Source organism: Bradyrhizobium sp. ERR14, assembly GCF_014198235.1.
Lineage (GTDB): Bacteria > Pseudomonadota > Alphaproteobacteria > Rhizobiales > Xanthobacteraceae > Bradyrhizobium.
Genome location: NZ_JACIHD010000001.1, coordinates 446,932 through 471,983 on the forward strand (window position 1 = coordinate 446,932; position 25,052 = coordinate 471,983).

Genomic DNA, 25,052 nt, shown 5'->3' on the forward strand with positions numbered 1-25,052 from the left:
GTGGCGACGCTCTCGCGCCAAATGTCTTGATTCTGGAGTGCCGCGTTAGGCGGCGCGCACGCCTGCGAGGAATGTCCCGACTTCACCGGAGAGCTGCTCGGCCTGCTTGGACAGGTTCGAGGCGGCCGCGAGCACCATGCCGGCGGCGTTGCCGGTCTCGTTTGCGGCGGTCGAGACGCCGCCGATATTGGTGGTGACTTCCTTGGTGGCTTCCGCGGTCTGCGAGACGCTGCGGGCGATCTCGGCGGTGGCGGCGCCTTGCTCCTCGATGGCGGCACCGATCGAGGTGGCGATGCGGCTGACCTCCTCGATGGTGGCGGTGATGCCGCCGATGGCGTCCACGGCCTCCTTGGTCGCGCCCTGGATCTGCGCGATCTTGTCGCCGATCTCGCGGGTGGCTTCGGCGGTCTGGCTCGCCAGCGACTTCACCTCGGAAGCGACAACGGCAAAGCCGCGGCCGGCTTCACCGGCGCGCGCGGCCTCGATGGTGGCGTTGAGTGCGAGCAGGTTGGTCTGCGCGGCAATGCTGGAGATCAGCTCGGCGACGTGCTCGATCTGCTGGGCGCCGTCCGAGAGCGCACGCACGATGGTGTCGGTGCGGCGCGCGCTGTCGACCGCGCGGCCCGTGACTTCTGCGGACTGAGCGACCTGGCGGCTGATCTCGGTGATGGAGGAGGAGAGCTCCTCGGCGGCAGCCGCGACGGTCTGGACGCGCTGGCTCGCCTCGGTGGCGGCCGTGCCGACCACGGCGGCGCGGCGGTTGGTGCCTTCGGCCGTGGATGACATCGACTTGGCGGTGGTCTCGAGCTCGCCGGAGCCGGAAGCCATCAGGCCGACGAGCTGACCGACGGAGGCATCGAAGCGATCGGCGAGGGCGATCAGGGCGTCGCGCTTCTCCTGCTCGCTGCGGGTCTTGGTGGCGACCTGCTCGGCTTCCAGGTTACGCGCCGTCAGTGCGGTCTGACGCAGGACTTCAAGCGTCTCGGCCATGCGGCCGATCTCGTCGCCGCGGTCGGTCTCCTCGACCGGCTTGTCGATGGCGCCTTCCGAAATCTCCTGCATGCGGTTCTTCTGGCGGTCGAGCGCGCCGAGCACGTCGCGGGCGATCAGCCAGGACAGCGTCGCCATCAGCAGCATCAGGCCGATGCCGATCGCGGCAAGCTCCAGCGTCAGGGCGCGCACATCGGCGTCGATGTCGTCGACATAGAGACCGTAGCTGATGGTCGCGTTCCAGGGCGCGAATTTGCGCGCAAAGACGGTCTTGCGCACGGGCTCGGTCTGGCCGGGGCGGGGGTAGAGATAGGAGGTCACTCCGCCCTGTGCGGTCTCGCCGCCGGCCTTGATGATGGCGTCGGCGATCAAGACGCCGTTAGAGTCCTTGGCCCCAGTGATCTTGCCTTCCAGCTGCTGGTTGGCGCCGTTCACCAGGATGGAGGTGTCGGGGTTGTAGACAACGGGGTAGCCTTGGTTGCCGTTGAAGTTCATGCGGCGGCCACGCTGGTGGAACTGGGCCTTGGCGTCGGCCGGCGTCAGCTTGCCGGCGGCAACCTCTTCCTGAAGCGATTGCGCGTAGTTGTAGAGCAGCTCGACCGCAGTCCGCATCTGCTGGACGCGATCCTCCATCATGCGACTCTTGCTGAGGACGGACGATACGCCGATGATGGCCGTGACTGTGAGAGCTGAAAGACAGACCATGCTGGCGAGCTTGGTCCGGATCTTGAGATGACTCATCAGCTTCATCGCGGCCTCGAAAGAAATGGTTGTTATTGCTCGCGTCGGTAGCATGAAGTTCTTACCAATCATGAATGGACGCGTGCGACGTGCTGCCGCGCGCGCAGCGTTCGCAGCCGGATGCGCAAGCATGCAGGCGGAATCGCGCTTTGCCAGTGCGTGGCGCGTCCGGTCGTCGAGACAGATGATGTCGGAATTTGGTGGTGACCGAGCCGGGCCGGAGCGGCAATGAACCGATTCGTTCACCGCATCGTCATGGCCGTGCTGCTCGTGGCTGCCCTCGTCCTGATCTGGAACGTGCTGGGCGCGCGCTGAGTCGGCACCGGCAGATCCGCCAGTGCCGACTTGCTTTCAGGTTAACTAGCGAGCGCCTCAGCGCCGTGCGTAGGCGTCGCCCGCCGCGTCGCTCTCCTTGCCCATCAGCGCATCGACGCTGACCGAACCGCCGCCGGCGGCCGCGAGGTAGAGGCAGGCGAAGCAGAACAGGATTGCTGCGGTGCCGCCATTGAGCAGCGGCAGGAACACAGGCGCTTCGCCTTTGAGCATGTGGCCCATGAAGTAAGCGAAGGCCATTTCGCCCGAGAGAATGAAAGCGGTGAGGCGGGTGAACAAGCCGAGCATCAGAAGCGCGCCGAGCACGAGCTCGAGCGCACCGGCCGTCCAGATCAGCGGCGGGATGTTCGCGAAGTAGGGGAGCACCGGAAACTTGAAGATCTTTGCGATGCCGTACTGGAACAGCAGCAGTCCGGTGACGAAGCGAAACAGGCTCAAGAGAACCGGTTGAAAGCGAGTGAGATACGGAAAGTTCATTGGTTTGTGCCCTCCATCCAATGCTGCGACTTGGACCGCATTCGGTTTCGCCCTGCAAGCCGTGCACACTCGATTCGTCCTGACATTTTCGTCATGTCGGACAAAACACCGCAGGCCAGGATTTCAGCCCCGTGCGACCGCACTTTTTGCGCGTGTTCCCCGTCGCGCCCATCCGTAATTTGCCGGTGACGCGGATGCGCGCAAGTAACCTCCAGGAAACTTACCGCCGCAAGGCGGGCACGATCAGGAACGGGATCATCCCGAGCACCACGCTCGCAAGTGCGAAAGCAAGCAGCGCGTTATACCCGTGGGTCGCGTCATGGATCAGGCCGCCGCTCCAGGAGCCGAACGCCGAGCCGAGTCCACTGCCGATCGAGATGGTGCCGTAGATGGTGCCGACCCGCTTGCCCTGGAAAATCCTCATCGCCGTGGCGCTGATCAGCGGGCCGCGCGAGCCCATCATGCTGCCGAAGCAGACGACGAAACCGGTGAGCAGCAGGATGTTCGGAGAATACTGCAACAGCCACAGCAGGACGATGCCGAGGATCGAGATCGCGTAGCTCAGCAGCACCGACGGCCGGCGCCCGATCAGGCCGTCGAGCGCGGACACGCCGAGCATGCCAAACACAAGCACGACGCCGGAGAAGCCCCAGGCGGTTGCGGCCTGCAGCGGCGGAAAGCCGGCGTCGATCAGATAGGCCACGATCTGCGCGGCAATTGAGTACATGCCGACGGCAGTGAAGAAGAAGGTCCAGAACAGCGCCCAGAAGGCGTGATGGCGCATGGCACGGAGCAGCGTCCAGCCATTGTCGACGAAATCGGGGTCGGTCCTTTTCACGACATGCGGCGAGCCCGCAGCGAACAGCCGCCACGGCAGCAGCATCAGCGGGAGCAACAGGCCGAGTGCCGTAAAGCCGAACAGCTGGTAGGTGTCGCGCCAGCCGACGTGATCGATCAGGAGCTGCGAGGCCGGCAGCAGCGCCAGCACGCCGCCGCCCATCGCCGAATACACCACCGACATTGCAGTCGGCAGACGGGGTCCGAACCAACGGCCGAGCAGGATCGAGTTCGGCACGATGCCGATGAAGGCAACGCCGATGCCGACGCAGAGGCCGATCGAGAGTTGGAACTGCCAGAGATGTTGCGCGTGGGCTGCGACCAGGAACGCCGCGCCCAGCAGCAACAGCCCGAGCGCATAGACGATGCGTGGTCCGGAATGGTCGAACAGGCGTCCGACGAAGGGCGCAGTGAGACCGCTCGCGAGCCAGGTCAGTGAATAGACCGAGACGATCTGCGCGCGGTCCCAGCCGAAACTTTCCGAAATCGGTTTCAGGAACACCGTAAAGCTGTCGCCGAGCCCGCGGCCGAGCACGGCCAGCGTAAAGCACAGCGCGAGCACGACGAGCGCGGTGCGAACAGCGTCCCGCTGATCGCTCGCGACGTTCTCCCTGGGCGTGTTCTGATCCATTGCCCGTCAGGGAGCGCGCATCCGTGCGCCCTGACAAGCAGCGAAAAGCTCATACGCCTATGCAGGCTTAAGCAGGACGTGCTTCTTCTTGCCGAAGGAGAGCTTGATCACGCCCTCGGGCGTCAGATTGTTTGTCGACAGTGCCATCTTTTCGTCAGTGACCGGCTCGTCGTTGACGCGAAGGCCGCCGCCCTTGATCTGGCGCCGGGCTTCGCCGTTGGAAGCAACGAGGCCCGCCTTGACGAAGGCGTTGAGCACGCCGAAGCCGGCGTCGATCTCGCCCCGCGGAATTTCCACCGTCGGCAGGGTTTCGGCCAGCGCACCTTCCTCGAAGGTGCGGCGGGCGGTCTCCGCTGCCTCCTTCGCGGCCTCGCGGCCATGCAGCAGCGCGGTCGCTTCAGTGGCGAGCACCTTCTTGGCCTCGTTGATCTCCGAGCCGCCGAGCGCTTCGAGCTTCCTGATCTCAGCCATCGGCAGCGTCGTGAACAGCTTCAGGAATTTGCCGACGTCGGCATCCTCGGTGTTGCGCCAGTACTGCCAGAAATCATAGGGCGAGAACGCGTCGGCGTTGAGCCAGACTGCGCCTTGCGCGGTCTTGCCCATCTTGGCGCCCGATGCGGTCGTCAGCAGCGGCGTCGTCAGCGCGAACAGCTGGTGCGTGCCCATGCGGCGGCCGAGATCGACGCCCATGATGATGTTGCCCCACTGGTCCGAGCCGCCCATCTGCAATTTGCAGCCGGTGCGCTTGGCAAGCTCGACGAAGTCGTAGGCCTGGCAGACCATGTAGTTGAACTCGATGAAGCTCATCTCCTGCTCGCGCTCGAGGCGCAGCCGGACGGAGTCCATCGTCAGCATGCGGTTGACCGAGAAGTGCCGGCCGACGTCGCGCAGCATCTCGATCCAGTTCAGCTTGGTCAGCCACTCCGCATTGTCGAGCATGACGGCGTCGCTTGCGCCGCTGCCGTAGCGCAGCACTTTCGCGAACACGCCGCGGATCGATTCCTTGTTGGCCTCGATCTCGGCAATGGTGCGCATCGCGCGCGTCTCGTCCTTGCCGGAGGGATCGCCCACCATGGTGGTGCCACCGCCCATCAGCGTGATCGGCTTGTTGCCGGACTGCTGCAGCCAGTGCAGCATCATCATGGTCAGGTAATTGCCGATATGCAGCGAGCGGGCGGTGCAATCGTAGCCGACATAGGCGGTCGCCTCGCCCTTGGCGGCGAGCGCGTCCAGCCCCTCGAAATCGGAGCATTGGTGGATGAAACCACGTTCCTGCAGGATATTGAGGAAATCCGATTTAAATGCAGTCATCTGTCGGCATGCCCAACAATTCTTGGTTTACTGTTTCGGGAGCAATTTAAGGGTCTTCCGTGGGAACCCGATTGCTGCCCGCCACTTGGCGCTGTGGCATTATAAGATGTGTCCCTCTGGCACAAGATCGGCATGCCGGAGGGGGTCTCTTGAGGACGCTGATCCATGATGTTGACGGCACTCGGTTTGATGAGCGGCACCTCGCTGGACGGGGTGGATGTCGCGCTGATCGAAACCGATGGAAAACAGGTGAAGGCATTTGGGCCGTCCGGCTACCGGGCCTATAGCCCTGCGGAGCGCAATCTGCTGCGTCAGGCCCTCTCCGAGGCTGTGCACCTGGCGCAACGTGACGCCCGGCCAGGCATCCTGGCCGAGGCCGAGCGCGCGGTAACACGGGCCCACGCCGAGGCGGTTGCCGCCTTCTTCGCCCAGAACCGCATGAAGCCCGAGGATGTCGACATCGTCGGCTTCCACGGCCAGACCGTGCTGCACCGCCCCGAGCGGCGCCTGACGGTGCAGATCGGTGACGCCGCGGCGCTGGCGAAGGCGATCCATATCCCAGTGATGCATGATTTCCGCGCCGCCGACGTCGAGGCCGGCGGGCAGGGGGCGCCCTTCGTACCAGTCTACCACCGCGCGCTCGCCAACTCGCTGGATCGCGAGGGGCCGATCGTCGTGGTCAATATCGGCGGCGTCTCCAACATCACCTATATCGACGGCAACGATACGCTGATCGCCTGCGACACCGGCCCCGGCAACGCGCTGCTGGACGATTTCATGTACCGCACCATGAACCAGGCGTTCGATGCGGAAGGAAAGTTCGCAGCCCTCGGGAAGGTCGATGAGGTCTGGATCGCTCGCGCGCTGGAGCTGCCGTTCTTTGCGCTGCCTCCGCCGAAATCGCTCGATCGCAACGATTTTGCCGCCTTGAGGCTCGGCGACGTGGCGCCGGCCGACGGTGCGGCGACCCTGACCGCCTTCACCGCGACGGCGATCACCCGCATCATCCCGTTGCTCCCGCGTCGGCCGCGCAGCTGGATCGTCTGCGGCGGCGGCGCCCGCAACCTCACCATGCTCCGCATGCTGCGGGAGCGGGTGGGATCGGCGACAGTCGAGGCCGCCGAGACGCTCGGCTGGGCCTCCGACGCCATCGAAGCCCAGGCCTTCGGCTTCCTCGCGGCGCGTGGGCTGAAGGGCCTGCCATTGTCCTATCCGACCACCACGGGCGTGCCGATGCCGATGACGGGCGGGGTGATCGCGCGGCCCTGAGCGCGGCTTTTCGAATTGGGGCAACTGCATCGCCCTTTCAATTGGCTTTCCAGATTGCAGACACGCCTTTGCAGTCTCGCGGCAGGTTTCGCCCGAGCCTTGCTGTCGTTCGGCGCCCTCAATCGGACCAGAGGGCGCAGGGAAGGCCGGGCGCCGGCGGCACCCGCAGGTCCGTGGGCGATAAGAACGCACACGGGGTGGACCACAGGCGTGCCGGTCGCCCGGCCTTCCCTGCGCGGATGGTTTTAACGGTGTCCTTCGTGCTCTCCTCGGGGAGCGTTGCACTATTGCCCCCGTCGCCTCACGGCTGATCGATGTGGGACCCGGTCGGGCCGCCGCATCACCGCGAGCCTTGACGCCAGAACCCCGGGCGCCGGGACCACACGACTTCTCCGTCCGCGGACGTCCCCGCCAGATCATCAGGGGCTGACGCGTGCTCGCGCCCGATGTCCAACGTGGCCGCTGTGACCGCGCCGTGTCGTATGCACGTTGCGCCGGGACTCACGGTTGCCCGCCCTGTCCTCACACATCGCGCCGGCGCTACCGCGTCCACCGCACCCCGGCCCGCATCTCGTGACGATCGCGAAGCGCCCCTCTGGCAGGGCCGGGATAGCGCGCATATGCCATAAATCCGAAATTCGGAAAAGCGATATATTTCTGCCGGAAGGGGTTGACGGGTTTTGGGTGTTTTGCCCGACGTGTCGCCACGCCGTCATTTGCTTAGCTTCCACTACAATGGGCGACGGTAGCGAGTACGGAGAACGGAGTTGAGACATGATGGGTTCGCAAGGGCTCAACCCATCCTACGAGCTAGGCACGGGGCCTGACCATGAAACTGGATGATCGTCTTCCGCCGGATTTTCCATTTCTGGCGGACCGGCCGGTCTGGCTGTTCGTTCTGCTCTTGGCGGTCGGAATGACGGCCATGTGGATGACCGACAATCTCTATTTTAGCTGGCTGCACCGCAGGGCCCCAAGGCTGTTTCGTCCCCGTGTCCTGCTGGCCATTCTGGCGGCCTGCGTCGCCTTTATCGCGATCGGAATGGCGATCAACCCACTCCCGGTTCGGCCGTAACGCCAGTTCAATGCAGTTGCATTGATCTTGACGTGTACATGCAAGTGCATTTATATTGGATGCAGTTGCATCGAACCGCCGGGATCGCGCCATGACCGCTTCACTGAAACTGATCAGCCACAAGCTTTGTCCCTACGTGCAGCGCGCCGTGATCGCGCTGACGGAGAAGGGCGTTCCGTTCGAGCGGGTCGATATCGATCTCGCCAACAAGCCGGACTGGTTCTTGAAGCTCTCGCCGCTCGGCAAGGTGCCGGTGCTGGTTGTGACGACCGACAAGGGCGAGGTCGCGCTGTTCGAGAGCAACGTGATCTGTGAATACATCGAGGAGACGCAAGCAGGCCTCAAGCTGCATCCGGCGGATGCGCTGAAGCGTGCCGAGCATCGCGCCTGGATGGAGTTCGGCTCGGCGATCCTCGGCGACCTCTGGGGACTGGAGACGACGACGGATCCGGCGACCTTCGAAACCAAGCGCCAGGCGCTCGCCGCGAAATTCGCGCGCGTCGAGGCAGCGCTTGGCGCGGGCCCGTATTTCGCAGGCGATGCGTTCAGCCTGGTCGATGCGGTGTTCGCACCCGTCTTCCGCTATTTCGATGTGTTCGACGAACTGACCGAGCTCGGCATCTTCAGCGATCTGCCGAAGGTGCGGGCGTGGCGTGCGGAGCTGGCGAAGCGTCCGAGCGTACGCACCGCGGTCGGCGCCGACTATCCGCAATTACTGCGCGCCTTCCTGGTGCGGCACGACGCGCATCTGCTCAAGCTCGCCGCCTGAGGCGAGCCGATGTCACAATCCATGGCCTGGCTGATGCTGGTGATCGCCGGCGCGCTCGATGTCGGCTGGGCGATCTCGATGAAGTACGCGGAAGGCTACACGCGGGTGGGCTGGAGCATTGCTTCGCTCGTGCTGCTCGCGGCCTTCGTCTTCCTGCTCGGGCGCGCCTTGAAGGTGCTCGAGGTCGGCGTTGCCTATTCGGTGTGGACCGGCATCGGGGCTGCCGGAACCTTCGTCATGGGCGTGGTGCTGTTCGGCGAGACCTTGAGCGCGATGAAGCTTGCCGGCATCGCGCTCGTCTTGACAGGGATCGCCGCGCTCAAGCTGGCTTGAGCTGCGAGCCTTGGCTTCGTAGCCCGGATGGAGCGGAGCGCAATCCGGGGCCGTGTATCCGCGGATGGAGTTTCCCGGATTTCGCTTCGCTCCATCCGGGCTACAAAATCTCAGCGCACGTTCGCGAGCCGCATGTCGAGATAGGCGGTGATGGTTTCCATCAGCGGCTCAAGCTTGGCGTCGAAGAAATGGTTGGCGCCGGGGATGACCTGCTGGTCGATCACGATGCCCTTCTGCGTCTTCAGCTTCTCGACCAGCGTGTTGACGTCCTTCGGCGGCACCACCGCGTCCTTCTCGCCATGCACGATCAGGCCCGACGACGGGCAGGGCGCAAGGAACGAGAAGTCGTAGAGGTTGGCCGGCGGCGCAATCGAGATGAAGCCCTCGACCTCGGGGCGGCGCATCAGAAGCTGCATGCCGATCCAGGCGCCGAAGGAGAATCCGGCGACCCAGCAGGCGCGTGCTTCGGGATTGATGGTCTGCGCCCAGTCGAGGGCTGCGGCGGCGTCCGACAATTCGCCGGTGCCGTGGTCGAACGAGCCCTGGCTGCGGCCGACGCCGCGGAAATTGAAGCGCAGCACCGAGAAGCCACGATGCGCGAACGCATAATAGCACTGGTACACGATCTGATGATTCATCGTGCCGTGAAACTGCGGATGCGGATGCAGGATCATCGCGATCGGCGCGTTCTTCTGCTTGGCCGGGTGATAGCGGCCTTCGAGACGGCCGGCAGGGCCAGTGAAAATAACTTCAGGCATCGATGATCTCTTGATTGACTTGCTGGAGAGACGATCCTCGGCAATCAACCGATTGTGGCCTCATCGGCAGGTGCCGACGGAAGCGCGAATGAAGGGTGAGAAGGCGCGCCTTGCGGTGATGCGCTGAAGGCGTGCGGTGACTTGACGGTGCGGGTTCTAACATAGGCAGAGGGTCAAAAAGCAAGCATCTTGAACATCACCCAATGGGCTCAAGGCGTTAGCGTGTCATGGTCGCGTCATCGGCTGCCGCGGATCTGGAATCGCCCGTTGCCAAGCGCATGTCGGGGCGCCATGTCGAGCTGGAGGGGCCCCACGGGCCAAGTTTCCCAAGCAAGGTAATATAATACTAGATGCGGAACCGCGTTTATCTCGACTGGAATGCGACCACACCGCTGCGCGCCGAAGCGCGACGCGCGATGCTCGCCGCCTGGGACCTGGTCGGCAACCCGTCCTCAGTCCATGCCGAGGGGCGGGAGGCGCGACGGCTGGTCGAGGAGGCCCGCGCCGCGCTCGCGGTGGCGGTAGGGGCGCTGCCGCGGAACGTCGTCTTCACCTCCGCAGGCACGGAAGCCAACGCACTGGCGCTGTCGCCTGGCCTGCGGCGGTCATCCGGCGGCCCGGTCGAGCGGCTGCTCGTCTCGGCCGTGGAGCACGCTTCGGTGCTGGCCGGTGGCCGATTCCCGGCGGACAGGGTCAGCCCGATCCCGGTGACGCGTTCCGGTGTGGTTGACCTCGACCATCTCACGAGTCTGCTCGGTGACGGCGCTCCGGCACTGGTTTCCGTCATGGCCGCGAACAACGAAACCGGCGCGCTCCAGCCGGTCGCCGAGATCGCCCGGATCGTCCACGAGGCCGGCGGCCTCCTGCACGTCGATGCAATCCAGGCGCTTGGCAAAATTCCATTTGAAATCAACGCTATGGGCGCGGATCTTGCGACTTTTTCTGCGCATAAGGTCGGCGGCCCCAAGGGCGTCGGCGCTCTGGTCGTGGCGGAGGGACTGACGGGACTGGAGCCGTTGTTGCGGGGAGGCGGCCAAGAGCTGAATCGACGCGCGGGAACCGAGAATGTTGCGGGAATCGCCGGCTTTGGCGCAGCGGTGAAGGCCGCGCTTCAAACTCTTTCCGAAGATGCGGAACAGATGGCAACCCTCAGAATTCGCTTGGAAAACGGCATCCGAGCAATCGCCGGCGCAACGATCTTCTCGAACGAGGTGACGCGGTTGCCAAATACCGTCCTTTTCACCGCGCCCGGCCTCAAGGCTGAAACCGCCGTGATCGGCTTCGACCTCGAAGGCATCGCAGTCTCCTCGGGTTCGGCCTGTTCCTCGGGTAGGGTCCAGCCGTCCCACGTGCTGTCGGCTATGGGGTACGATCCCGCCGTGGCCCAGGGAGCGGTGCGCCTCAGTCTGGGCTGGTCCACGGAACTCGAAGACATCAATAGGGCGTTAGAGGCTTGGCGAAAGCTCGGTAATACCCTACTTAAGAGCTAAGCGATGAAACACGGCTTGAACGGTTCTAAGCGCGTGCTTTCCGCCAAAAAACATCGTAATAGACACCGTAATAATCGTTCGAGTTTGATCCACCGCGGTCCTTGAAACCGCGAGCGGAGGATGGAATGCCAGCCGTACAAGAGACGGTCGAGCGCGTGAAGCGCATCGACGTCGACCAGTATCGTTATGGGTTTGAGACCCTGATCGACTCCGAGAAGGCCCCCAAGGGGCTTTCGGAAGAGATCGTAAAATTCATCTCGCAGAAGAAGAACGAACCCGACTGGATGCTCCAGTGGCGGCTTGAGGCCTATCGGCGCTGGCTGACCATGACCGAGCCGACCTGGGCGCGCGTCGACTATCCCAAGATCGACTTCCAGGACCTCTATTACTACGCGGCGCCGAAGCCGAAGAAGACGGTCACCTCGCTGGACGAGATCGATCCGGAGATCCTGAAGACCTACGAGAAGCTCGGCATCCCCTTGCGGGAAGTTGCCATGCTCGAAGGCGTCGAGCCGAAGGTAGGCGAAGAAGATCCCGCCCGCCGGAAGATCGCGGTCGACGCGGTCTTCGATTCGGTGTCGGTTGCGACCACCTTCAAGGCGGAGTTGAAGAAAGCCGGCGTGATCTTCATGCCGATCTCTGAGGCGATCCGCGAGCACCCTGAACTGGTGCAGAAATATCTGGGCTCGGTGGTTCCGACCTCGGACAATTTCTACGCGACACTGAACTCGGCGGTGTTCTCCGACGGCTCGTTCGTCTACGTGCCGCCGGGCGTGCGCTGCCCGATGGAGCTGTCGACCTATTTCCGCATCAACGAGCGCAACACCGGCCAGTTCGAGCGCACGCTGATCATCGCGGACAAGGGCGCCTACGTCTCCTATCTCGAGGGCTGCACCGCGCCGCAGCGCGATGAGAACCAGCTGCACGCCGCCGTGGTCGAGCTCGTCGCGCATGACGATGCCGAGATCAAATATTCGACGGTGCAGAACTGGTACCCCGGCAATTCGGAAGGCAAGGGCGGCATCTACAATTTCGTCACCAAGCGTGGCGACTGCCGCGGCAACCGTTCGAAGATCTCCTGGACCCAGGTCGAAACGGGTTCGGCGATCACCTGGAAGTATCCGAGCTGCATTCTCCGCGGTGATAATTCGAGCGGCGAGTTCTACTCGATCGCGATCTCGAACGGCTTCCAGCAGGTCGATTCGGGCACCAAGATGATCCATCTCGGCAAGAACACGTCGAGCCGCATCATCTCCAAGGGCATCGCGGCCGGCAAGTCGCAGAACACCTATCGCGGCCTCGTCACCGCGCACCGGAAAGCGACCGGCGCGCGCAACTTCACCGCCTGCGATTCCCTGCTGATCGGCGACAAATGCGGCGCGCACACCGTGCCGTACATCGAGGCCAAGAACTCCTCGGCGACGTTCGAGCACGAAGCGACGACCTCGAAGATCTCCGAGGACGTGCTGTTCTACTGCATCCAGCGCGGTCTCTCGCAGGAGGAGGCGGTCGGCCTCGTCGTCAACGGCTTCGTCAAGGACGTGCTGCAGCAACTGCCGATGGAGTTCGCGGTGGAAGCGCAGAAGCTGATCTCGATCTCGCTTGAAGGGTCGGTCGGCTGATCGCCGACCCTCGCGGTGCGCTTAGGCGCTCCATGCATCATTTGAATAGACTGGACACCAAAATGGCTTTGCTTGAAGTGAAAGACCTCAAGGTTCGTGTCGAGGAGCGTGAGATCCTCCACGGGCTGACGCTGACCGTGAACGAGGGCGAGGTCCATGCGATCATGGGGCCGAACGGCTCCGGCAAATCGACGCTCTCCCACGTCATCGCCGGCAAGCCCGGCTACGAGGTCACCGACGGCCAGATCCTGTTCAAGGGTGAGGATCTGCTCGAGATGTCGCCGGACGAGCGCGCCGCCAAGGGCGTGTTCCTGGCGTTCCAGTATCCGGTCGAGATTCCCGGCGTCGCCACCATGAACTTCCTGCGCACCGCGCTGAATGCGCAGCGCAAGGCGCGCGGCGAGGATGAATATTCGACGCCGGACTTCCTGAAGAAGGTCCGCGAGGTCTCGAAGTCGTTGAACATCCCGCAGGACATGCTCAAGCGCGGCGTCAATGTCGGCTTCTCCGGCGGTGAGAAGAAGCGCAACGAGGTGCTGCAGATGGCGCTGTTCGAGCCGAGCCTGTGCATCCTCGACGAGATGGATTCCGGCCTCGACATCGATGCGCTGCGCATCGCGGCCGACGGCGTCAACGCGCTGCGTTCGCCGGGGCGCGCGATGGTCGTCATCACCCATTATCAGCGGCTGCTGAACTACATCGTGCCCGACGTCGTGCACGTGATGTCGAAGGGCCGTGTCGTGAAGAGCGGCGGTAAGGAATTGGCGCTGGAGCTGGAAGCATCCGGCTACGCCCAGTTCGAGGATGCCGCGTAAGGAATTTTGCGATGAACGTTGCTGTGGCAAAGACCGGAAAGGGCCGCGCGGTGAGCGATCTCTTCACCAGCGCCGAGGGCCGGCTGCCGGGTTCGTCCGCGGTCACCGCTGTGCGCCGCGAGGCGTTCGAGACCTATGAGCGTCTCGGCCTTCCGCACCGCCGGATCGAGGAATGGAAATACACCGACCTGCGTGCGCTGGTCGGCGAGGTGCTGCCGCTGGCAGCCGCGCCCGATGCGGCCGCGCTGCAGCGCGCCGCGGACACGGTGAAGACGCATGCGATCGCAGGCGCGCGCAAGCTGGTGCTGGTCGACGGCGTGTTCGTAGCCGATCTTTCCGACGTGAAGGTGCTCGCCTCCGAGGCCGGCTTCAAGACGTTGCGGGAGACGCTGGAGAAGGATTCCGGTCTGTTGAAGACCGCGTCCGCCGATGCCGTGATCTCGCTCAACGCGGCGATGGCGACGGATGGCGTGGTGCTGTCGATTGCCGACGGTGCGCAGCTGTCCGCTCCGATCCAGATCATCCACATCGCCACCGCCACATCGGCGTCGGCCTTCACCCGCTCGCAGGTCACGATCGGCAAGGGCGCGCACGCCACCATCGTCGAGAGCTTCGTTGCGGCAGGCGCTGCGGCCTACCAGGTCAATGACGCCGTGATCGTTTCTGTCGGCGATGACGCCGACGTTGCACACATTCGCCTGATGGACGATGCACCCGACGCCTTGAACGTCTCGTCGCACTTCGTCACCGTCGGCGCCAATGTGAAGTTCAATTTCTTCAACATGACGACCGGGGCTGCTGTCAGCCGCCTCCAGGGCTTCATCACGCTGGCGGGCGAGGGCAGCGAGCTCTCCGCCAACGGCGTCAACCTGTTGCAGAAGACCGAGCATGGCGACACCACGCTGGTGGTCGACCATGCGGTGCCGAACTGCGTCAGCCGCGAAGTTTTCCGCGCGGTGATCGACGATCGCGCCCATTCGGTGTTCCAGGGCCGCATCATCGTCCGTCCCGATGCGCAGAAGACCGACGGCAAGATGATGACCCGCGCGTTGCTGCTCTCGGATGAAGCCGAGGCCGACAACAAGCCCGAGCTCGAGATTTTTGCCGACGACGTCTCCTGCGGCCACGGCGCGACCGCCGGTGCGCTCGACGACAGCCTGTTGTTCTACCTGAAGGCGCGCGGCCTGCCCGAGAAGCAGGCTCAGGCGCTGCTGATCCAGGCTTTCGTCGGCGAGGCGATCGAGCAGATTGCGGATGACGGTTTGCGCGAGCACGTGATCGGCATTGCCGAGCGCTGGCTGGAGCGGCGGTCATGAGCACGCATCCGGCGGTCAAGAACGGTGCCTACGACGTCGCGCGCGTGCGCCAGGATTTTCCGGCGCTCGCGATGCAGGTCTACGGCAAGAAGCTGGTCTATCTCGACAACGCCGCTTCGGCGCAGAAGCCGAGCGCCGTGCTCGACCGCATGACGCGGGCCTATACGAGCGAATACGCCAACGTGCATCGCGGCCTGCATTACCTCGCCAATGCCGCGACCGAAGCCTATGAGGGTGGCCGCACCAAGGTGGCGCAGTTCATCAACGCGCCCCGTACGGAAGAAGTGATCTTCACCCGCAACGCGACCGAGGCGATCAATCTGGTCGCCTCGTCCTGGGGCGGGCCGAACATCAAAGAGGGCGACGAGATCGTCCTCTCGATCATGGAGCACCATTCCAACATCGTGCCGTGGCACTTCCTCAGGGAACGCCAGGGCGCCGTGATCAAATGGGCGCCGGTCGACGACGAGGGCAATTTCCTCATCGACGAGTTCGAGAAGCTGCTGACGGCCAGGACCAAGCTGGTCGCGATCACGCAGATGTCGAACGCGCTCGGCACCATCGTGCCGGTCAAGGAGGTCGTGAAGATCGCCCACGCGCGCGGCATTCCCGTGCTGGTCGACGGCAGCCAGGGCGCGGTGCATCTGCCCGTCGACGTCCAGGACATCGGCTGCGATTTCTACGTCTTCACCGGTCACAAGGTGTATGGGCCGACCGGAATCGGTATTCTCTGGGCCAAGTACGACCACCTCGTCGCGATGCGTCCCTTCAACGGCGGCGGCGAGATGATCCGCGAGGTCTCGCGCGATGTCGTCACCTATGGCGATCCTCCGCACAAATTCGAGGCGGGCACGCCGGCGATTGTCGAGGCCGTCGGCCTTGGCGCGGCCATCGACTACGTCAATTCGATCGGCAAGGAGCGCATCGCCGCGCACGAGCACGATCTCACGACCTATGCCCAGGATCGGCTCCGCGAGATCAATTCGCTGCGGCTGATCGGCACGGCACGGGGCAAGGGCCCGGTGATCTCGTTCGAGCTGAAGGGCGCGCACGCCCACGACGTCGCCACCGTGATCGACCGCCAGGGCATCGCGGTGCGCGCCGGCACCCATTGCGTGATGCCGCTTTTAGAGCGGTTCAACGTAACGGCCACCTGCCGGGCCTCGTTCGGCATGTATAATACGCGGGAAGAAGTCGATCATCTGGCACAGGCGCTTTTGAAGGCGCGGGATTTGTTCGCATGAGTGACACGGCCGAAATCAAAGCTAGTCCGATGGAGACCCATTCGGCGCTGCCGCCGGAGGAAACCGAGCGGCTGACCACGGAGATCATCGCCGGGCTGAAGACCGTGTTCGACCCGGAAATCCCGGCCGACATCTACGAGCTCGGCCTGATCTACAAGGTCGAGATCAAGGACGACCGCTCCGTCGACGTCCAGATGACGCTGACGACGCCGAACTGCCCGGCCGCCGGCGAGCTGCCGACCATGGTCGAGAACGCGGTTGCCAGCGTCCCGGGCGTCGGCGTGGTCGACGTCAAGGTCGTCTGGGAGCCGCCGTGGTCGCCGGAACGCATGAGCGACGAGGCGCGCCTCGTGCTCAACATGTGGTGACGCGTAACCTCAGCATTGAATTTGCTCCGCAACGGACCAGATAGATAAGATGACCCAGGCGACACCAGCATCCACTCCGAAGCCGCGGCGGCCGCGCCCGCAGGTGATGCGGCTGACGGACGCTGCTGCCCAGCGCATCACCGAGCTGACCCAGCGCGCCGATTCCGAGATCGTCGGCTTGCGCGTCGGCGTGAAGAACGGCGGCTGCGCCGGCCAGTCCTACACGGTCGAATATGCCCATGATGTCCGCCCGACCGACGAGGTCGTGGAGGACAAGGGCGTCAAGATCCTGGTCGATCCCAAAGCCGTGCTGTTCCTGCTGGGCACCGAGATGGACTACAAGGCCGACAAGATGCAGGCCCAGTTCGTCTTCAACAATCCGAACCAGATCTCCGCCTGTGGCTGCGGCGAGTCGGTCGAGCTGCGGCCGGCCAAGATCGACGGGTAGGCCCGGCTCACGCCAAGCGCTCCGCTGTCGTCCCCGCGAACGCGGGGACCCATACTGCGTGGATCTATCTTGAGCGGAAGGTGCCAGTACCGGAGCTGGCACGACTAACAGTCTTCGCTAAACTCCTCCCTGTGATTATCGCGACGAGCGCGAAGCGCTCGCGCTGGGGTCGCTGCGTTCGCAGGGACGACACTAGGGAGTTAGTTGGGCCATGGACCGCGAATTCCTGATCGACCTGTTCGCCGATTTCGGCCCCGTCACCATCCGAAAAATGTTCTCCGGCTACGGCATCTCCGCCGACGGCATCAACTTCGCGCTGTCACTGCGTGCCGGCCTGTTCTTGCGCGCAGACGAGGTGACGATCCCGGACTTTGAAGCCGAAGGCTCAAAACCGTTTCAATATTCGACCCGCGCCAAGACCGTGGTGGTCAACTCCTATTGGGAGCTGCCGGCGCGCCTGTTCGACGATTCCGCCGAGCTCGCGCAATGGGCGAGGGCGGCGCTCGCCGCCGCCCAGCGCGCCAAGGTGAAGACGCGGCCGAAGAAGGTTGCATCGAAGAAGTCCGTTGCCAAGAAGCGGTTGGCAAAGAAGCCAGTCAAGAAGACGGTCCGTAGGGTGGGCAAAGCGAAGCGTGCCCACCGTTCGAAATAATCATGCGCAGATCGTGGGCGCGGCGCTGTGCGCGCCTATGCCCACCCTACGAGAGCTCAGTCTGCGGCCTTGGTCAGGCCGACCCTCATGTCCTTCGCCGTAAACATGCAGATGCCGTCGGCGAGCACGCGGCCGTCGGCTATCCCGAGCACCAGCTTGCCGCGCCTGACCATCCTCATGGCGACCTCGTAACGCACGCATCGCGTCTCCGGCGTGACGGTGCCCGTGCACTCGACTTCGCCGACGCCGATGGCGCGGCCCTTGCCCGGTGAACCTGACCAGCCGAGCCAATAGCCCACCATCTGCCACATGGCGTCCAGTGCGAGCGTCGGCGGCATCATCGCGTCACCGCAATAATGGGCATCGAAGAACCAGTGGTCCGGCGCGATGTCCAGCTCGCCGACGATATGGCCCTTGCCGAATTCGCCGCCGTCCAGGCTGATTTCCGTGATGCGGTCCATCATCAGCATCGGCGGCGCGGGCAATTGCGCATTGCCGGGGCCGAAATAGCCGCCGTCGCTCGATCTCAGCAGCTCATCCCTGGTGTAGGACGATTGCGGCGTGTGAAAATCATGGGGATTGGGCACGACGACAAGTCCTTTGGGGGCTCGGGTGCAGACGGCCAATGTTGTCTTGTCAGATTTTGTTCGCCACGGAATAATGTCAAGCGGCGATGCTGTAGGGTGGGCAAAGCGAAGCGCGCCCACGGTTCGAAATAATCATGCCGAGATCGTGGGCACGGCGCTCACGCGCCTTTGCCCACCCTACGGCAGCTCTTTGAAAATCTACGCCACCCGGCTGTGGGTTTCGACCGCGTATTCCGGATCGGCTTCGCAGATCACGCGATTGCGGCCGTTGCGCTTGGCGGCGTAGAGGCAGGCATCCGCACGCTCGATCAGCGCGTCGGTGTCGTCGCCCGGCTTGAGCATGGAGACGCCGACGGAGATGGTGACGCGGCCGAGGATCTCGCCGGTGGACTTCTTCTTCAATTCCTTCGCCATCACCGCGCGGCGGATATGGTCGGCCACCGTGAGAGCCTGACGCAGCGCGGTGTTGGGCAGCACGACCGCGAATTCCTCGCCGCCATAGCGCGCGGTGATGTCCTGGCCCTTGATGGTCTGCTTCAGCGACAGACCGACGAGCCGCAGCACCTGGTCGCCGGTGAGATGGCCGTAGGAATCGTTGAACGACTTGAAATGATCGATGTCGAACAGCAGCAGCGACAGCGGCTCGCCCGAGGCGAGGGCGCTCTGCACCGCCATGTCGATCATGCGGTCGAAATATTTGCGGTTGCCAAGGCCCGTGAGCGGATCGGTCAGGCTCTCGGCGCGGATCGCCTCAAGGCTCTGCTGGAGATTGCTGATCTCGTTCTTCGACAGCGTCAGCCGGTCTTCCAGCGTCTTGTTGGTCTCGCGCATCTCGCTGGTCGAACGCAGCAGCGTCTCGACGATCGCCTTGATCTGCTCGCGGTTCTTGGCCGACGCCAGTTTCTCGGTGGCTCCCGACAGGCTGGCATCGTAGGAGCCGGTCATGCCGAGTGCATCGCTCAAGACCTTCATCACGTCGTCGATCTCGCCGATGACGCGCGCGCCGACCTTGTCGATGCGGTCGGTGGTCTTGATGTGGGAGAGATAGGTCTCGTAGATCTGCTCGAGATCGGCTTCAGTCAGCTTGCCGCTGCGCGCCAGCGTCTCGTTGACGATCTTGTTGAGAGGCGCGTTGTAGCCGGTGGCGTAGACGTACCAAATCTCATAGTTGCGAGGAATTGCCGTCTGCCGCAGCGATCGGATCTGCCCGAGCGCTACCTCGGCGAACGCCATCGTGCGTTCGTGTTCGTCGAGAACCTTGACCACGGAACATACCCCACAGCGGTCGGTGCGCCGTCGACCGCAGCAATGCTTAAATTATGTTCGTAGGCTAACGGACGATCGTGAACACCCCGTAAATATACGTTCACGAATGCATCTAAAAAATTGTGGGGCGGCTTTGCTCAACCGAAACCTGGGGCGCCTCGCGCCTCAGGCCCCGGCGGGGGAGGAGCGAACCGGCCGCAGCAGAAACGCCGGCAGATGCGAGTGATCGCCCGGCTCGCTGTCGGCCTCGCGCTGACGGCGGGGCTCGGGACGGCCGATCGACGGCACATGCGAATTATTGGACTGCTGTCGCGCGTCGTGACGCGGCTCGGCCCTGCGCTTGTCGTCGGAACGATGCCTTGCTTCAGCGGGCTGTCTTGCCTCCGAAGAACTCTTTGCTTCGGAAGCATGTCGCGTTTCGCCACGGGCCTCGCGCGGCTCATGGCTGCGCTCACGATCACGGCCGCGCTGCGGCTTGCCGCGTCCGCCGCGTGAACGTTCGCGGCCACGCGACTCGCGCGGACGCTCGGCCCCATCGGAGGCTTCGGCGTGGATTTCAAAGTCGCCTTCGGCGCGCGGAATGCTCTGGCCGATCAGCTTCTCGATGGCCACCATCGACTTCTGGTCGAGCGGCGTCACGATCGAGATCGCGGTGCCGGTGCGGCCGGCGCGGCCGGTGCGGCCGACGCGATGGACGTAGTCATCGGGATGGTGGGGGACGTCGAAATTGAAGACGTGGCTGACCTCGGGAATGTCGAGGCCGCGGGCGGCAACGTCCGAGGCGACGAGGAGGGGGAGCTCACCCTTGCGGAACTGTTCGAGCGCCGCCATGCGGGCCGGCTGGTCCATGTCGCCGTGCAGTGCGCCGACGCTGAAACCATGCTTCTGGAGCGATTTGTGAACGATGGCGACTTCGCGCTTGCGATTGCAGAAAATGATCGCGTTCTTGAGGTCCTTGGCCTCGCGCAGCAGGCGGCGAAGCAACTCGCGCTTCTCGTGCGCCTCGCGTCCCGCGGGCACCTGCGACTGCGTGACCGTCACGGCAGTCGTGGCAGGCTTGGACACTTCGACCTTCTGCGGATTGTGCAGGAAGGCTTCGGTGATGCGCCGGATTTCCGGCGGCATCGTCGCGGTGAAGAACAGGGTCTGTCGCGTGAACGGGACGAGCTTGCAGACGCGTTCGATGTCGGGGATGAAGCCCATGTCCAGCATGCGATCGGCTTCGTCGATGACGAGCAGCTCGACCCCGGTAAGGAGCAAGCCGCCGCGCTCGGTATGGTCGAGCAGGCGGCCGGGGGTGGCGATCAGCACGTCGACGCCGCGCGTCAGCTTGGCATCCTGGTCACCGAAGGAAACGCCGCCGATCAGTAGCGCGACGTTGAGTTTCTGGCCGGCGCCGTAGCGGTCGAAGTTTTCCTTGACCTGGGCCGCGAGCTCGCGGGTCGGCTCGAGGATCAGCGTGCGCGGCATCCGCGCCCGGGCCCGGCCCTTTTCGAGGATGGTGAGCATCGGCAGCACGAAGGCCGCGGTCTTGCCGGTGCCGGTCTGGGCGATGCCGAGCACGTCCTTGCGTGCGAGGACGTGGGGGATCGCCTGTTCCTGAATGGGGGTGGGGGTGGTGTAACCGGTGGCCGCCACTGCGGCGAGGACTTTTTCGGACAGTCCGAGATCTGAAAAGGACATTGAGCCTCTGGTCGAAACCGCCGTTCGGAATCGAGGGTAATAAGGCTGTCGCGTTCCACCCCGAAACGGCGCGCTCTCAAAGAAGCTGGGGGTGCTGACTCACGCGAACAAAGCGCCAGGCTCAGGAATCGGTCTTCGATCTGAGCCGCGTCGCCCCGGAACATAGGCGGGAATCGGCCAAAGTCAATGGAGCGGGCGCGGGAAGGTCCTAAAAAACCTGAGGTTTTTACCAAATAGCGGGTGCAACTGGGGTTTTTCCGCCCCAGTCCCGCGCTCCGGCCGGAGCCGCCAAAACGACGGCTAACCCCCATCCGAGCCCTGCGCCCGGAAGTCACCCGGGGCCATGCCATAAGCGGCATTGAAGACCCGGTAGTAGGTTGCCAGGCTCTCGAAGCCGCAGGAGGTCGCGATGTCGGCGATCAGCCGCTCCGGTGCCTCGCGCATCAGGCGGCGGCTCTGTTTCAGGCGTTCGTCCGTCACAGTCTGCGAGAAGCTCTTCGCCGCGGTCTCGAACAGCATGTGCAGGTGGCGCACCGACACGCCGAGCTCGTCGGCCACCATCGTCGGCGCCAGATCCGGGTTTTGCAGGTGGCCCGCGATCAGGCGCCGGGCCCGCGAGAGACGGGCCGTCCGCAGCGCGGCCTGTCCGCGCCGGCTGCCGGGCCTGACGATGCCGCGCTCGATCAGCGCCAGATGGGCCAGAGCCTGGACGAGGGAGGTCGCATCGCTGGCGCCCTGATCCGCGGAGGCTTCGCCGAGCTCGGCAAAGCAGGCACCGAGCAGGGGCGCCAGGGTGGGATCGCTGAACGTCCGGGGCGCAAGCTCGCGCATGCGTTTGTCCTGCGCCGGGATGCTGCTGACCGGAATCTTCAGGATCCGCAAATGGAAGCCCCCGGCACCCAGCGGCGCCGTGCGGTAAGGCAGGTCAGTATGGCTGGTGGCGAAACTGCCCGGGGCGATCGCGAAGTCGTTTCCGCGCATGCCGCCGAACCAGCCGCCGCTGCCGAGCTGCTGGTAGACGCAGATGCTGTCGCCGGGTGCGTAGGCGATGTCGGAGCTGCTGCGCTCGACCGTATATTGCGAGGCCTTCAGCTCGACGAGGCCGGCGCCGCCAAGCTGGCGCAGCGAGAATTCGCCGAAAAAGTCCGCGCGCCGTTCGCGCTCGAGTTCGGCGGTGACGCCGAACAATCCCTTGGAGCGCACCTCGCGCCAATAATCGAAGCGATCGTGCGGCTCGACTTCGTCGGTACACCAGCGATACACGGCAGCCCCCTCGCTTCGAGCGCGTTTGCCTGATGCCAAAGAAAAAGCAGATTCCAGCGCAATCTGCCATAGGCAGATCGTGGAACCGGGGCCCGGGCCCTTGAACCCTCGTTACGTCTGGGCCGACTATCACACAGCGGCAGGGGGTCCAATGAACTGCTGTTCGAGGGAAGCGGCCTAGCGCCGTTCTGCAACGGGAATTTTGCGATGACGCGTCGGCTTTTCGGAATTCTGGCGGCCCTTGGCCTGGCGGCGAGCCTGAGCGGCTTCGTAGCTCCCGCCTATGCCGAGAAGCGTGTCGCGCTCGTCATTGGTAATAACGACTACAGGAACGTGCCGAAGCTGCTCAAGGCGGTCAACGACGCCCGCACCATGGGCGATACGCTGAAGCAGCTCGGCTTCTCGGTGATGGTCGCAGAGAACCAGAGCCGGCAGCAATTCTCCGAGACCCTGCTCGCCTTCGACAAGGCGATCGAGCCGGGCGATACCGCGTTCTTCTTCTACGCCGGCCACGGCTTCGAGATCGCGGGCCAGAACTACCTGCTGCCGACGGACGTGCCGGCAGCGACCGAAGGGCAGGAAGAGCTGGTGCGTGACGCATCGATCCTGGCCGACCGAATCGTCGAGCGCCTCCAGAACAAGAAGGCGCGGACCTCGATCCTGGTGTTCGATGCCTGCCGCAACAACCCGTTCGAGCGCAAGGGCACCCGCGCGGTGGCCGGTGGCGGCGGGCTTGCTCCGATGGTGCAGCTGCCTGAAGGCGTGTTCTCGGTGTTTTCGGCCGGTCCCCGCCAGACCGCGCTCGACCGCCTCTCCAACGACGACGCCAATCCCAATTCGGTGTTCACGCGCACCTTCGCCAAGGAGCTGCTGCAGCCCGGCGAGAACCTCGTGCAGGTGGCGCAGCGCACCCGCCGTGCCGTCAGCGAGATGGCCGATACCGTCAAGCACAGGCAGGTGCCGGTCTATTTCGACCAGATGGTCGACGACGTCTTCCTCAGCGGCATGGCGAAGGACGCCGTCGCGCGGCCGGCTGATCCGCCGCCGCAGAAGCTCGCGGCGCTGCCGCCGGTGTCAGTGCCGCAACTGCCGAAGGAGGAGACCCTCAACGCGCCGATCGCGAGCTTCTCGCGGCACAATGGCGGCTGGAGCGTGGTGTTCTCGTTCGCCGACCCGACGCTCGGCATTTCCTGGCGCATGGCCGGCAAGGGCGATTTCCGCGAGACCGGCTTCATCGATACGCTCGATCCGCGCACGCGCAAGCGGATGCCTAACCCGTCGATCGAATTGCCGCCGGACGCTGCGGCCGGCACCATCGAGGTCCGCTATGTCGATCAATCCGGCGACATGCAGGGGCCGTTCCCGATCCGGTTCGATCCCGAGGCCGCGCTGATCCGCGACCAGCGCAAGATCCTCGACATGACGTCGACGAGCTGGCTGTCGTTCCGCGAGTTCAACGGGCTGCTGGTCTACTACACGCACCTCGTGTCCTATCGCTGCGCCATCCGCGAGGTGCGCATCGGCATCGACACTGCCGTGCCCAACCAGGTGCTGAAGATGCCTGCTTGCGACATGCGCGACCCCAGTGCGATTACCGCCGGCATGCCGCTCTACATGAAGCTTGCCCCCGCCACGCAGTCCGTCTCGGTGGAGCTGACCTATCGCGACGGCAGCGTCTCGGAGATCAAGAGCTTTCGGAGTGCGAACCGGCAGTAGTGATTGACGGCGTTCGCTGGCCGGAGCGCAGCCGTCAAAGCAGGGTGGTGACCCGAGGGAGCGGATTTCTCGCAGCGAGGCTCGGATCCGGCAAAATACAGAAAATCTTACGCAATAGCCTTTAATCAATGCGTGAGCTCACCGAACCGAGCAAACCTCTGTTGCTAACCCCGTAATTTGAGCCGAAGACTGGATCAGGCTGGAGGCTAGGCCGGGGGAACGGCTGATGCCAAAAACGATCCAGGAACAACTGGAAGAGGTGGAGCGTGATATCAAGCTTTATAAGGAATTCGATGAGGCCGAGATAGCTCGCTTCGAACGCGAGTCCTTCCTTTGGACCGCTGAAGATCGCATCGAGTGGCAGGAGACGCAGCGTTCGAATAAGCAATATCTCCGCGAACTTCACGACAAACGCCGTGCCTTGCTCAAGGAGATTGGGGGGTGACTTGGTACGTCTAGGCCCCCAAGGGGACCAATACACGGCGGGATTGTGGGCGTTCCCCAAGGACGGCGGACCCGTGTTCACCCAGGCGAGGGAACAACTCATTGGGTCGTTGGATTGTCCACCAAACCAGGGAGACAATCCATGATCCGCAAGTCCATCCTCGTAGCTTTCGCATGCGCTGCGCTTTCGACGACCGCTTTTGCTCAGGGTGGCGGCGGTGCTGGCGGAGGCGGCGGTGGTGCTGCTGGCGGTGGCAGTGCCGCGGCCGGTACAGGGACCGGCGGCGCGGGATCTGCGGCCAGCTCAGGTGCCGGAATGGGTACCTCATCCAGCAGCGCCAATTCGGGGCCGTCGGCTCCTTCGGGAATGGGGGTTCATGGCACCACCACCGGGGCCAACGTCAACACCAACACCGGCCTGAACAATCCGAACGTTCAGTCCCCGACTGCAAACGGCACCTCGCCAGCGGCCGCGCAAGCTGGACGGAACGCAGGTGTCGGTCATGCACCGAACGGGTTGCCGATCGGCAGTCCCGGCACCGGGACCAGCAATGAGGATCAGAAATAGTTTGGCTTCCGTCCATGAAAGGGCCCGCGCAGTGCGGGCCTCTGAT

The 25,052-nt window shown here is 64.1% G+C and carries 24 protein-coding genes; 15 read left to right on the forward strand and 9 right to left on the reverse strand.

Annotation, left to right across the window (positions count from 1 at the left end; genetic code table 11):
* Positions 1-45: 45 nt before the first annotated feature.
* The 4 genes from GGD62_RS02220 to tyrS all read right to left on the reverse strand — a co-directional run bounded on the left by GGD62_RS02220 (position 46) and on the right by tyrS (position 5,320).
* Positions 46-1,740, reverse strand: a complete 1,695-nt coding sequence (locus tag GGD62_RS02220; RefSeq protein ID WP_183706943.1) for a methyl-accepting chemotaxis protein — start codon at positions 1,738-1,740, stop codon at positions 46-48.
* 363 nt (positions 1,741-2,103) lie between these two features.
* The gene (locus GGD62_RS02225) at positions 2,104-2,541 is read right to left on the reverse strand and encodes a DoxX family protein (RefSeq protein ID WP_179730583.1); all 438 of its coding nucleotides are present in this window, start codon (positions 2,539-2,541) and stop codon (positions 2,104-2,106) included.
* A 220-nt stretch (positions 2,542-2,761) separates the two neighbouring features.
* Entirely contained in the window at positions 2,762-4,009 is a 1,248-nt protein-coding gene (locus GGD62_RS02230) for an MFS transporter (RefSeq protein ID WP_018323025.1), read from the reverse strand.
* A 57-nt stretch (positions 4,010-4,066) separates the two neighbouring features.
* Positions 4,067-5,320: a tyrosine--tRNA ligase gene (gene tyrS, locus GGD62_RS02235; protein WP_183706944.1), complete on the reverse strand. Its 1,254-nt coding sequence runs from the start codon at positions 5,318-5,320 to the stop codon at positions 4,067-4,069.
* Between the two features lie 165 nt (positions 5,321-5,485).
* Here tyrS and GGD62_RS02240 point away from each other — a divergent pair, with 165 nt between their 5' ends.
* From GGD62_RS02240 to GGD62_RS02255, 4 genes are all read left to right on the forward strand, one after another.
* On the forward strand, positions 5,486-6,589 hold the full coding sequence (locus GGD62_RS02240) for an anhydro-N-acetylmuramic acid kinase (RefSeq protein WP_183706945.1): 1,104 nt from the start codon (positions 5,486-5,488) through the stop codon (positions 6,587-6,589).
* Positions 6,590-7,418: 829 nt separating this feature from the next.
* A complete protein-coding gene (locus GGD62_RS02245) occupies positions 7,419-7,664 on the forward strand; it encodes a hypothetical protein (RefSeq protein WP_183706946.1) in 246 nt (81 codons plus the stop codon).
* 91 nt (positions 7,665-7,755) lie between these two features.
* Positions 7,756-8,433, forward strand: coding sequence for a glutathione S-transferase family protein (locus GGD62_RS02250; protein ID WP_183706947.1), 678 nt, complete (start codon positions 7,756-7,758; stop codon positions 8,431-8,433).
* A 9-nt stretch (positions 8,434-8,442) separates the two neighbouring features.
* Positions 8,443-8,766: a multidrug efflux SMR transporter gene (locus GGD62_RS02255; RefSeq protein WP_018323029.1), complete on the forward strand. Its 324-nt coding sequence runs from the start codon at positions 8,443-8,445 to the stop codon at positions 8,764-8,766.
* A gap of 110 nt (positions 8,767-8,876) precedes the next feature.
* On the opposite strand, the gene GGD62_RS02260 is transcribed toward GGD62_RS02255, so the two are convergent.
* Entirely contained in the window at positions 8,877-9,524 is a 648-nt protein-coding gene (locus GGD62_RS02260; protein ID WP_014495555.1) for an alpha/beta hydrolase, read from the reverse strand.
* 350 nt (positions 9,525-9,874) lie between these two features.
* Between GGD62_RS02260 and GGD62_RS02265 the strand changes: the two genes are divergently transcribed.
* From GGD62_RS02265 to GGD62_RS02300, 8 genes are all read left to right on the forward strand, one after another.
* Positions 9,875-11,014, forward strand: coding sequence for a cysteine desulfurase family protein (locus GGD62_RS02265; RefSeq protein WP_183706948.1), 1,140 nt, complete (start codon positions 9,875-9,877; stop codon positions 11,012-11,014).
* 125 nt (positions 11,015-11,139) lie between these two features.
* Positions 11,140-12,636 carry a Fe-S cluster assembly protein SufB gene (gene sufB / locus GGD62_RS02270; RefSeq protein ID WP_018323031.1) on the forward strand — a complete coding sequence of 499 codons (1,497 nt, stop codon included), beginning with the start codon at positions 11,140-11,142 and terminating at the stop codon, positions 12,634-12,636.
* Positions 12,637-12,698: 62 nt separating this feature from the next.
* Positions 12,699-13,451, forward strand: a complete 753-nt coding sequence (sufC, locus tag GGD62_RS02275) for a Fe-S cluster assembly ATPase SufC (protein WP_020508824.1) — start codon at positions 12,699-12,701, stop codon at positions 13,449-13,451.
* Positions 13,452-13,462: 11 nt separating this feature from the next.
* Entirely contained in the window at positions 13,463-14,767 is a 1,305-nt protein-coding gene (gene sufD / locus GGD62_RS02280) for a Fe-S cluster assembly protein SufD (RefSeq protein WP_183234165.1), read from the forward strand.
* Entirely contained in the window at positions 14,764-16,011 is a 1,248-nt protein-coding gene (locus tag GGD62_RS02285) for a cysteine desulfurase (protein WP_183706949.1), read from the forward strand. The genes sufD and GGD62_RS02285 overlap by 4 nt, the downstream gene beginning before the upstream one ends.
* Positions 16,008-16,379, forward strand: coding sequence for an SUF system Fe-S cluster assembly protein (locus GGD62_RS02290; protein WP_018323035.1), 372 nt, complete (start codon positions 16,008-16,010; stop codon positions 16,377-16,379). The genes GGD62_RS02285 and GGD62_RS02290 overlap by 4 nt, the downstream gene beginning before the upstream one ends.
* Positions 16,380-16,428: 49 nt before the next feature.
* Positions 16,429-16,827, forward strand: a complete 399-nt coding sequence (locus tag GGD62_RS02295) for an iron-sulfur cluster assembly accessory protein (RefSeq protein WP_018323036.1) — start codon at positions 16,429-16,431, stop codon at positions 16,825-16,827.
* Positions 16,828-17,038: 211 nt separating this feature from the next.
* Complete coding sequence (locus tag GGD62_RS02300) at positions 17,039-17,479, forward strand: TfoX/Sxy family protein (protein ID WP_092258570.1); 441 nt, start codon at positions 17,039-17,041, stop codon at positions 17,477-17,479.
* Positions 17,480-17,535: 56 nt separating this feature from the next.
* Here GGD62_RS02300 and fabA read toward each other — a convergent pair whose 3' ends face one another.
* From fabA to GGD62_RS02320, 4 genes are all read right to left on the reverse strand, one after another.
* Positions 17,536-18,066, reverse strand: coding sequence for a bifunctional 3-hydroxydecanoyl-ACP dehydratase/trans-2-decenoyl-ACP isomerase (fabA, locus tag GGD62_RS02305; protein ID WP_179730576.1), 531 nt, complete (start codon positions 18,064-18,066; stop codon positions 17,536-17,538).
* A gap of 198 nt (positions 18,067-18,264) precedes the next feature.
* Positions 18,265-19,332, reverse strand: coding sequence for a GGDEF domain-containing protein (locus GGD62_RS02310; protein ID WP_092258564.1), 1,068 nt, complete (start codon positions 19,330-19,332; stop codon positions 18,265-18,267).
* 165 nt (positions 19,333-19,497) lie between these two features.
* Positions 19,498-21,015, reverse strand: coding sequence for a DEAD/DEAH box helicase (locus GGD62_RS02315; protein ID WP_092258561.1), 1,518 nt, complete (start codon positions 21,013-21,015; stop codon positions 19,498-19,500).
* A 300-nt stretch (positions 21,016-21,315) separates the two neighbouring features.
* Positions 21,316-22,278 carry a helix-turn-helix domain-containing protein gene (locus tag GGD62_RS02320; protein WP_183706950.1) on the reverse strand — a complete coding sequence of 321 codons (963 nt, stop codon included), beginning with the start codon at positions 22,276-22,278 and terminating at the stop codon, positions 21,316-21,318.
* Positions 22,279-22,485: 207 nt separating this feature from the next.
* Here GGD62_RS02320 and GGD62_RS02325 point away from each other — a divergent pair, with 207 nt between their 5' ends.
* The 3 genes from GGD62_RS02325 (at position 22,486) to GGD62_RS40705 (ending at position 25,006) form a co-directional block, all read left to right on the forward strand.
* On the forward strand, positions 22,486-23,994 hold the full coding sequence (locus tag GGD62_RS02325; protein ID WP_018323042.1) for a caspase family protein: 1,509 nt from the start codon (positions 22,486-22,488) through the stop codon (positions 23,992-23,994).
* A 226-nt stretch (positions 23,995-24,220) separates the two neighbouring features.
* Entirely contained in the window at positions 24,221-24,439 is a 219-nt protein-coding gene (locus GGD62_RS02330) for a hypothetical protein (RefSeq protein ID WP_018323043.1), read from the forward strand.
* Positions 24,440-24,754: 315 nt separating this feature from the next.
* Positions 24,755-25,006 (forward strand): hypothetical protein, encoded by a 252-nt coding sequence (locus GGD62_RS40705; protein WP_246799977.1) that lies wholly within the window; start codon positions 24,755-24,757, stop codon positions 25,004-25,006.
* The last annotated feature ends 46 nt before the right edge of the window (positions 25,007-25,052 follow it).